Below are 9,274 nucleotides of genomic sequence, written 5' to 3' on the forward strand. Positions count from 1 at the left end.
GCTTACTTGATGTTGCTCAGGGCGCTCCAGAAGGTCTTCAGGACGCTCTTCTTGCCGAGGCTGATGCTGCTCTCCACGTCGGTGTGGGCGGTGCCGATGACGCGGTTCATCACTTCACCGTAAGCAGGCATCGAGTTCCAGCCGAGGGTGATTTCTTTGTTGGAGGCGGTGGAGGAGGTGGTGTTCGTTTTCATATGATTCGTAGATTTGAGATTTTCGAGGGGTTTTAGGCGGTGCGATTCAGATTTGAATGAAGCTTTGCTTACGAGTGTGATAATCGAGTCACAAAAATGAGAATTAAAAGCCAACAGGATGGCGAGGGCTGAAGCCAGCATAGTTGCGGCCCTGGACGCGCCAGCGGGGACCTTCGCCCGTGACCTGGCCGGAGGTGTCCATGCGAAGACCGCAGATGGTGATGAAAACATGCTCACCAGGCTTGACCCAGATGGTGATGAAGCGGCCCACGCCAGCCTGGCCATAGTTGGCGAACTCCTTGCTGGACAGGCAGCGGTTCAGCAATCCTGCCTTCATGAGGACGTAAGAAGTGCTGCTGCTGCAGTCATAAGCGCTGTCCTCAATGTTGCGATGGCCGCCACCGAGCACGTAGGGCTTGTTCTGGAGGGTGTTGGCAGCGTAGACAGCGAACTGAAGGGCCTGAGGAGCGGTCTGACCGACGGAAGCGAAGCGGCCGTCAAAGCGGATCTGAGAATTGCCAACGGCAGCGCGGGGAGCGGCGGCGCGCTGAGCTGCAGCCTGCTTGGCGGCGGCCTGAGCGGCGGCTTGGTCAGCGTAGTAGCGGGCCCAGCCGGCTGCATTCGCCTGCTGCTGAGCGTTCCAAGCGGCCCAAGCCTGCGCATTGGCCTGTTCCTGAGCGTAAGCAGCCTGTGCCTGAGGGGCGGCATAGTAACCGGCGGCAGAGTAACCGTTCTGAGCGTTCGCGGCGGAAGCGATGGCGAGGAGGCTGACGGTGAGTGCGAGGCGGATGAGTGTTTTCATGGCTGCGTGTGTGGCTCTTGTTTCTGCTAGTATTTATAGCAGAAATTATAGAGGATGCAACAATCATATCAGAAATTACTCAAATATTTGTAAATTTGATAAACTAATCTGTATAGATTCTATACAAAAGGCTCATTTACAATGAACTGCATCACGGGAAAAACGCTCGCATAACCGAGAAGGGGAGGTTTTAAACTCACGCTAAACCCAGAAATGAACCAAAAACGGTCTTCTTTATTCATTTCGTCATAAAATACGATCATTATAGAGTAGCCGAAAAATCACTCTTTTCTAATTCTTGCGTGAAGAGCGCGTCCTCTCGAGAATGGGCACTCATGAAACATGCCCGCAGCCCTCTCCGGACATCGGTTCTGGCCTTCTTCCTCCTGGCTGCGTGCGGACGTGGTGCTGAGCCGCTGACCACGACTTATTTCTATGACGAGGAAAGCATGCGCTACCTGACGCTGCGGCAGACTTCCGCCACAGGCGTGGAGGTGATCATGCGCTGGGCCTCGGAGCCGGGATCGACCGGCATGTGGACAGGGCAGGGGAACCGCAAAGACAACCTGCTCACCTTTGCCGCCCTGGTGGATGAGGGGCAGGACCGCGGATCGTATTTCATCGCCAAGGGCGGGGAATCAAAAATGGAGATCCTGTTCAAGCCGGGGCAGAAGATGCCGCAGGACCCCGGCATCCTCGGCATCTACCGCCGTGTGAGTGATGAGAAGCGGCTGCAACTGGCCCGCAAGGAATCCCAGGCGGCGGATGAACGGCTGGGCGTGACCTTGAAGGAGGCTGCACACTCCGCGTCCGGTGCGGACAAGACGGTGCCGGCAGACTGGAAGGCACGCTGGCCGGCGCTGCTGGGCCGCTGGATGAGAATCGCCTATCAGCCCCCGGAGCCTGCGAAGGCGAAGCCTGGACCGCCGTCTGCGGCGGGCGCGGGCAAAGACGCGGCCACGCCGGAGAAGGATGTCAATTACTGGCTCAAGCACGCCCAAGCCACGGCGGCAGGCTATGGCTTCATGCAGCAGCCGCCGGTGCTGAAGAGCTCCTCCTGGGATGGCGAGTATGACGACGGCTTTGGCGGGCACGTGAGCATCCGCCGTGCGAAAGACGGCAAGCTGCGGGTGAACCTGAACTGCACGCGGGTGAATGAAAATCAGGGGGCAGACCTTGCGGGGCAAATACCGCCTGAGTCGGTGACCTCCAAAAATGACGAGACCACCGCTGCCGCCGTCTTCATCGAAACGGATGTGCCGGAAGCCGCCAAGGAGGTCAGCATCACGCTCAAGCGCAAAGGCAGCTTCCTATGGGTGGAGACGAAACGCAAAGCGACTCCGCCTGGCAGCCTGTCTTGGTTTGACGGCATCTACCGCTGGTCGGAGGTGCCGAAGGAGTGATACCACACACAGTTGAAAACGAGCCCTGAAGTCAAACCGCTCTTCGCGAGAAGAGGTGGGTATGATGACGTAGGACGGTCGTGGCGAAGCCCGCCCGTCTATGAGCGTATGGCAACGCACCCCGGCGTAGGAACGTCCTCGCAGTCGGGCGGTTTGGCGCAGGGGACGGCAGCCGATGGACATGCGCTCGACGCCAAACACGACCGACCTACGCCCTGAGCCCGCTGCGCCCAGCACACAGACCTGTTTTTAATTGCCCGTGCTACTCTTGGAGACCTTCCGGCCACCCCGGCTACGCCTTCTTCACTGGCGGCGTCGGCGTTTCAAAGAACGAGGCCAGTGCCAGCAAGACGGCAGCGCACACGACGCAGGAATCCGCCACATTGAAGGAGGGCCACGGATGGAAGGGCCAGAAGCCGAAGTCGAAGCGCAGGAAGTCCACGACGTAGCCGTCGAAGAAGGTGCCGTCGAAAAGCTTGCCGCCATCGTGGTTGCGGAAGAGGCGGTCGGTGAGATTGCCGAAGATGCCGGAGACCAGCAGCGCCACGGAGAGGCGGCTCAGCTTGCCGGGAAACAGGCCCTTGCCATGCATCACGTAGATGAACACGAGCGCGGCCAGCGACACGGCGGCGAAGGCGTAGTTTGCATACTGCGTGCCGTTGAACATGCCAAAGGCCACGCCGGTGTTGGAGGCGTGGTGCAGCCAGAAGACGCCGGGGATGACCTCCTGCTCGGTTTCGTAGAGTTTGAAATGCTGCACGATCCAGCTCTTGGAGAACTGGTCGAGGATGTACAAAGGCAGCGAAAGGAGCAGGAAGAGGCGGATCATGAGGAGGAATGATGAATGCCGAATGTCAGAAGGGCGGATGCGATGGGTGCCTCTTGGCTCCATTCGACATTCGTCATTCTGCATTCGTCACTGGCGCAGCAATCACGCGGGCTGAAGAACGACCTTGAGCAGGCCTTCCTTGTTATCATAAAGGCGCTTGAACCAGCCGGCGCCTTCAGCCAGCGGGGCCACGGCGCTGAGCAGGGGCTCCACCTGGATGCTGCCGTCTTGAATGCGGCGGATGGCTTCGGGGTACTCGCCAGCGCAGGAGCAGGAGCCCTTGATGGTGAGCTGGCGGGTGACGACTTCCTGAAGCGGGAAGGGGGTGTTGGGCTGCAGGTTGCCGATCAGCACCACCTGCCCGCCTTTGCGCACGCTGCGGATCGCGAGATCGAGAGGCGCGCCGGCGCCCACGACTTCAAAGCTGGCGTCAGCGCCGTCGCCACCGCAGATCTGGCGGATGTGCATGGCCAGGCCTTCCTGCTTGGCGTTGAAGGTTTCTTCGGCGCCCAGCTTGCGGGCGAGTTCCAGACGGCTGTCATCGAGATCCACGGCGATCACCTTTTCCCAGCCGCGTGCCTTCAGCGCCTGCACGACGAGCAGACCGATCAAGCCTGCGCCGACCACGACAGCGGTGCCGCCAACGCCTTCGTCCTTGTCGTCTTCGACTTCGGCTCCGTGGTTGTGTTCGCAGTCATGGCCGCAGCCTTCATGGTGGGCGTCTTGGAAGGCTTCGCCCACTTCGATGCCATCGGCCAGATTCACCGCATGCAGGGCGATGGACACAGGCTCGGCAAAGGCGGCCTTCTCATAGGAGAGATCGTCCGGGATACGGTAGAGGATGCGGGTTGGCAGGGCGATCTTTTCCGCGAAGCAGCCATGGCGGCGGTACTCGCCAGGGGACACGCCGAGCACGCGGCGGTTTGGGCAGAGATTGACGAATCCGGCTTTGCACTCCTCGCACTCGCCGCAGTATTCGGTGGAGTCAAAGGTCACGCGGTCGCCGAGGTTCCAGTCGGTCACGCCTTCGCCCACGGCGACGATTTCGCCGGCGGCTTCATGGCCCATGACGATGGGCATCTGGCGGCGGCCGCTGCGGCCGTCCATGCCGTGGATGTCGCTGCCGCAGATGCCGCAGGCGGCGATCTTGACGAGGACTTCGCCGGCGGCTGCGGTGGGTTCAGGGAATTCGAGGTCGTAGTTGAACTCGGAGGGGGCGGTAAGGACGAGCGCTTTCATGGGGAGCGCGGATCATGCCTCGGGAGGGGCGGGAGGCAAGGACGTTCGCAGATCAGTCGCCGTCACCCACTTTGCCACGCCCTTCCTTGATTCCGGCGCGGTGTCTCTTTCCCGCCACGTAGCGGCGCTTCAGGCCCCGGGGGCGGGCGCGGGTCTGGCGGCGGACTTTTTCGCGGTCGTTCTGGATTTCCATCTGCGCCGTCTTGAAGGCGGCCTCCAGGCGGTCGCACAGCTCCTGCCGGGCGATGAGGCGGTTCTGCGACTGCGAGCGCTCGCGCTGGCAGCGCACCTCCAGGCCGCTGGGGAGGTGGCGCAGCACCACGGTGGAACTGGTCTTGTTGATCTTCTGGCCGCCCGCGCCGCCGCCGCGAATGAACGACTCCTCCAGATCCTCCTCACGAATGCGGAGTTTCTGCATGCGGGTGCGCAGCGCGGGGTCATCAGGCAGATCGGCCATGGTGGAACATCGGGGCAGGGAAGGGAAGGTTCAAATGACGAATGACGAAATCCGAATGACGAAGGGTCCCACATCAGCGGCTCCTAAAAAATTGCACTTCCCGCCCGCCCCGCTATGGCTTGGCGATGGAAGAATACCACCGCCTGCTGCGCAAAGTGCTCGAACACGGAAGCTACCGTGAGGACCGCACCGGCACGGGGGCGTACTCCGTGTTTGGCGAGCAGAGCCGCTACGATCTCAGCACCACCTTCCCGCTCGTCACCACCAAGAAGCTGCACCTGCGCTCCATCATTCATGAGCTGCTGTGGTTCCTGAAGGGCGACACGAACGTCAAATACCTGCGCGACAACAAGGTCACCATCTGGGACGAATGGGCGGACGAAAACGGCGACCTCGGCCCCGTCTATGGCGCGCAGTGGCGGCGCTGGCAGGGCTCCCCCGAAGCGGAGACGCACGACCAGATCGCCAGTCTCATCCAAGGCATCAAAACGAATCCCTACAGCCGCCGTCACATCGTCAGCGCGTGGAACGTGCCGCACATCGACAAGATGGCGCTGCCACCCTGCCACTGCCTGTTTCAGTTCTTCGTGGATCGCGGTCGCGTGAGCTGCCAGCTCTACCAGCGCAGTGCGGATCTCTTCCTCGGTGTGCCCTTCAACATCGCCAGCTACGCCCTGCTCACGATGATGGTGGCCCAGGTCTGCGACCTCCAGCCCGGCGAATTCGTCCACACCTTCGGCGATCTGCACCTCTACAAGAACCACATCGACCAGGCCAAACTCCAGCTCACCCGCGAATGCCGTGCGCTGCCCGTGATGAAGCTGAATCCTGACGTGAAGGAAATCGACGCCTTCCAATACGAAGACTTCACGCTGGAAGGGTATGATCCCCATCCGGCGATCAAAGCGGAGATCGCGGTGTAGAGGGGGCATGTTTGGAGCGCGGAATTGATGTAGCAGCGCTCCGCAAGCAGCAGATGCTCCGCGTTTTCTATGCGGGGCCGGTTGGGCCGGAGATCAGCATGATCTCTTCTACAACACGCCCCCGGCAATGGGGCAGCCGCAGGAGGATCGAGCGGCTGAAGGAAAAGTAAGACGGCAAAAAAATGCCGCAGCGCGATGGCTGCGGCACAATTTGGATCCTGCTTTGACAACGTAGCTTCCTACCTTCCCGTCTCGATCATCCGGGCGAATTCGGCGAAGAAGTACTTCGCGTCATGCGGGCCGGGGGCGGCTTCGGGGTGGTATTGAACGCTGAGCACGGGGGCCTCGCGGTGGCGCATGCCTTCCACGGTGCCGTCGTTGAGGTTGATGTGGGTCACCTCGACGTTGCCGGGCAGGGAGGAGGGATCGATGGCGAAGCCGTGGTTCTGGCTGGTGATGGACACCTTGCCATTGCGCAGGTCCTTCACGGGCTGATTGCCGCCGCGATGACCGAACTTGAGCTTGAAGGTCTTGCCGCCGTAGGCGTGGCCGAGGATCTGGTGGCCGAGGCAGATGGCGAAGATGGGCTTTTTGCCAATGAGCTGCTTCACTTCCTGGTGGATGTAGTCGAGCGCGGCGGGATCTCCCGGGCCATTGGAGAGGAAGATGCCGTCAGGGTTCCTGGCCAGCACGTCCTTGGCGCTGGTGGTGGCGGGGACGACGTCCACGCGGAAGCCATGCTGGCGCAGGCGGCGCAGGATGTTGCGCTTCACACCGAAGTCATAGGCCACGATGTGGTGCTTCGCTTCAGGAAGCGGGTGACGCACGACGCCATCGGCACCGGGTTCGCGGTTCTGGGAAGGGCTGGGGATGTCCCAGTCGCCGCTTTCCGTGCCTTCGGGGTCCCAGAGGTAGGGGGCCTTGGTGGTCACTTCCTTGACGTAGTCGCTGCCTTCCATGGGCGGGCTGCTGGCTGCCTGCTTCACCGCTTCTTCAGCCGTGACGCCGGTGGTGATGACGGCGCGCATGGCCCCGCGGGTGCGCAGGTGGGCGGTCAGGGCGCGGGTGTCCACACCCTGGATGCCGGGGATGTTCCACTGCTTGAGGAAGGCATCGAGGCTCTGCGTGCTGCGCCAGTTGCTGGGCACGTCGCAGAGTTCTTCGATGACGAAACCGCGCACGTGGGGTGCATCGCTTTCCATGTCGAGCGGGTTCACGCCGTAGTTCCCGATCATGGGATACGTCATGGTCACGATCTGACCGCGATAGGAAGGATCGGTGAGAACCTCCTGATATCCGCTCATGGAGGTGTTAAAGCAGATTTCGCCGGTGTGTGTGGCATCGGCGCCGAACGCCGTGCCTTCAAACACCCGGCCGTCTTCGAGGGCGAGGAGGGCTTTCTTCATCAAGGTTGCTGCTGTGGTCATACTCAGAAGGGCGGGGGGTGCAAGGGAGAAGGGGAGGAATGACGAAACCCGGGTGCCAAATGACGGAGGAGTGGCCGCAAAGAGGCGTAAAAAGGTGCGAAAAGTGGGGGCGCTGCTGTGTTCGTAGGACGGCCGTGGCGAAGCCCGCCCGTCTGTCAGCGTAGGGCAAGGCTCTGCGGCGTACGAACGCCCTCGACTTCGACGCCCAACACACTCGACCTACGGGCCGGCGCGTTTGCTCACTTTTCCTCCGCGATCTCCAGCCGTGGGAACAGCGGCACGGGGGCGCCGAGCTGGTGGCCGCTGGGCAGCAGGCCCCACTTCAAATCGCTCACCTTGAAGCCGTCCGGCAGTGTCCAGCCGATCTGGGCACGGGCGGTGTCCATGGCGGTGGGCATGATGGGATTGAGCAGCACGGTGACGTGCGTGAGCGCCTCCGCCAGGTGGTAGAGCACGCTGTCCAAGCGGGCGGCCTGCTCAGGGTCTTTGGCGAGGGAGAAGGGTTTCGTACTACTTCTGCGCCATGTTGATGGAGCGGTTGAGCAGGTTGCCCAGGCCGCCGGCGAGCTCCTTGTTGTAGGACATGATGATGCGCTCGTCGCTGAAGTCGGCATCGTAGCCCGTGGCGATGTCGCGCATGAGGTAGTAGCGCAGGCCGTCGGGCGTGAAGGTGGTGGAGAGCACGTTGGGGTCGATCACGTTGCCGAGGCTCTTGCTTATCTTGGCACCCTTCACATTCCACCAGCCGTGGACGATGAGCTTGGGGATTTCCGCGTCGGGGAAGCCGAGCGCGTGCAGCATGATGGGCCAGTAAACGGCATGCGCGGGCACCAGGATGTCTTTGCCGATGATCTCGGCATCCGCAGGCCAGAGCTTCTTGAAATCGGGCATGCCTTCATTGCCCACTTCATCTGCCAGATAACCGGCGAAGCTGATGTAGTTCGTCAGCGCGTCAAACCACACGTAATTGACGAATTTCTCGTCAAAGGGCAGGGGAATGCCCCAGCTCAGGCGCTCCAGCGGGCGCGAGATGCAGAGGTCCTGCGCGTTGCCTTCGAGGGAGTTGAGCACGTCGTTGGCACGGTGCGGCGGATAGATGAAGTCAGGATTGCCACGGATGTAGTTTTTGAGCCACTCCACGTGATCGCTGAGGCGGAAGTACCAGTTTTCCTCCTGCAGCTCCACCACTTCGCCCCACTCCTCGCCGAAGCTGCCGTCGGGGCCGCGTTCTTTGTCGGTGAGGAACTGCTCCTGGCGCACGGAGTAGAATCCGGCGTAGCTCTTTTTGTAAAGCTGGCCGCAGTCGTGCAGCTTTTGCAGCATGGCCTGCACCACGCGCTTGTGCTTGATGTCCGTGGTCGCGGCCCAGCCGTCGAAGCGCACGTTCAGCTTGTCCCACAGCGCGGTGAAATGCTGCGTGACGCCATCCACGAACTCCTGGGGCGACTGTCCGGCCTTCTCGGCGCTCTTTTGCACCTTCTGGCCGTGCTGATCCACGCCGGTGAGGAAGTACACCTCGCGCCCGTTGAGCCGCTGGAAGCGGGCCATGACGTCTGCCAGCACCTTCTCATAAGCGTGGCCGATGTGCGGCGGCGCGTTGGTGTAGTCGATGGCGGTGGTGATGTAGTAGGGCTTCATGGGTTGGGCGCGCCATTCCCATGCCTCCCTTCCTCCTGCAATTCAAGTGTTCCTGCGGGGGAATGCGGTGCCGCTGGACTCAGCGCACGGCCAGCGACCAGATCAATAGCAGGAGCCCAAAGCCCAGAATCGCGATCAGCACAATGCCTTGGAACCGCCAGAAACGCCGCTGCTCAGAGAGTGCGGCCGCCAGATCGGTGAACGCCTCTGACTGGGTGAAACGGGCAATGTTCAAAGCGTAGCGGGTCAGCTTCAGCGCGGGAAAGATGATGGCATAAGCCACGACCACAAAGCCCAGCACCAGACCGACCAGGTAGCTGATCATGCTGACCAGGCTGCCGGAACTGAACACGTTTTGCCCG

The 9,274-nt window shown here is 61.5% G+C and carries 11 protein-coding genes; 2 read left to right on the forward strand and 9 right to left on the reverse strand.

Annotation, left to right across the window (positions count from 1 at the left end):
* Nucleotides 1–2: 2 nt before the first annotated feature.
* Together ACILSL_RS22150 and ACILSL_RS22155 are read right to left on the reverse strand one after the other, a co-directional pair.
* The gene (locus ACILSL_RS22150; RefSeq protein ID WP_395734246.1) at nucleotides 3–194 is read right to left on the reverse strand and encodes a hypothetical protein; all 192 of its coding nucleotides are present in this window, start codon (nucleotides 192–194) and stop codon (nucleotides 3–5) included.
* A 103-nt stretch (nucleotides 195–297) separates the two neighbouring features.
* Nucleotides 298–996, reverse strand: coding sequence for a hypothetical protein (locus ACILSL_RS22155; protein ID WP_395734247.1), 699 nt, complete (start codon nucleotides 994–996; stop codon nucleotides 298–300).
* Between the two features lie 335 nt (nucleotides 997–1,331).
* Here ACILSL_RS22155 and ACILSL_RS22160 point away from each other — a divergent pair, with 335 nt between their 5' ends.
* Nucleotides 1,332–2,399 carry a hypothetical protein gene (locus ACILSL_RS22160; RefSeq protein WP_395734248.1) on the forward strand — a complete coding sequence of 356 codons (1,068 nt, stop codon included), beginning with the start codon at nucleotides 1,332–1,334 and terminating at the stop codon, nucleotides 2,397–2,399.
* A gap of 292 nt (nucleotides 2,400–2,691) precedes the next feature.
* On the opposite strand, the gene lspA is transcribed toward ACILSL_RS22160, so the two are convergent.
* The 3 genes from lspA to ACILSL_RS22175 form a co-directional block, all read right to left on the reverse strand.
* Complete coding sequence (gene lspA / locus ACILSL_RS22165) at nucleotides 2,692–3,228, reverse strand: signal peptidase II (RefSeq protein ID WP_395734249.1); 537 nt, start codon at nucleotides 3,226–3,228, stop codon at nucleotides 2,692–2,694.
* 102 nt (nucleotides 3,229–3,330) lie between these two features.
* Nucleotides 3,331–4,467, reverse strand: coding sequence for a galactitol-1-phosphate 5-dehydrogenase (locus ACILSL_RS22170; RefSeq protein ID WP_395734250.1), 1,137 nt, complete (start codon nucleotides 4,465–4,467; stop codon nucleotides 3,331–3,333).
* 52 nt (nucleotides 4,468–4,519) lie between these two features.
* On the reverse strand, nucleotides 4,520–4,924 hold the full coding sequence (locus ACILSL_RS22175) for a peptide chain release factor-like protein (RefSeq protein WP_395734251.1): 405 nt from the start codon (nucleotides 4,922–4,924) through the stop codon (nucleotides 4,520–4,522).
* 125 nt (nucleotides 4,925–5,049) lie between these two features.
* Between ACILSL_RS22175 and ACILSL_RS22180 the strand changes: the two genes are divergently transcribed.
* Nucleotides 5,050–5,847, forward strand: coding sequence for a thymidylate synthase (locus tag ACILSL_RS22180; RefSeq protein WP_395734252.1), 798 nt, complete (start codon nucleotides 5,050–5,052; stop codon nucleotides 5,845–5,847).
* A gap of 239 nt (nucleotides 5,848–6,086) precedes the next feature.
* On the opposite strand, the gene carA is transcribed toward ACILSL_RS22180, so the two are convergent.
* The 4 genes from carA to ACILSL_RS22200 all read right to left on the reverse strand — a co-directional run.
* Complete coding sequence (carA, locus tag ACILSL_RS22185) at nucleotides 6,087–7,253, reverse strand: glutamine-hydrolyzing carbamoyl-phosphate synthase small subunit (RefSeq protein ID WP_395734253.1); 1,167 nt, start codon at nucleotides 7,251–7,253, stop codon at nucleotides 6,087–6,089.
* 260 nt (nucleotides 7,254–7,513) lie between these two features.
* Nucleotides 7,514–7,738 carry a hypothetical protein gene (locus tag ACILSL_RS22190; protein ID WP_395734254.1) on the reverse strand — a complete coding sequence of 75 codons (225 nt, stop codon included), beginning with the start codon at nucleotides 7,736–7,738 and terminating at the stop codon, nucleotides 7,514–7,516.
* Between the two features lie 46 nt (nucleotides 7,739–7,784).
* A complete protein-coding gene (locus ACILSL_RS22195; protein WP_395734255.1) occupies nucleotides 7,785–8,912 on the reverse strand; it encodes a class I tRNA ligase family protein in 1,128 nt (375 codons plus the stop codon).
* 79 nt (nucleotides 8,913–8,991) lie between these two features.
* On the reverse strand, nucleotides 8,992–9,274 hold a 283-nt coding region (locus ACILSL_RS22200), incomplete at its 5' end, for a hypothetical protein (RefSeq protein ID WP_395734256.1).

It is taken from the genome of Prosthecobacter sp., from assembly GCF_044222345.1.
In the GTDB taxonomy this organism is placed as follows: domain Bacteria; phylum Verrucomicrobiota; class Verrucomicrobiia; order Verrucomicrobiales; family Verrucomicrobiaceae; genus Prosthecobacter.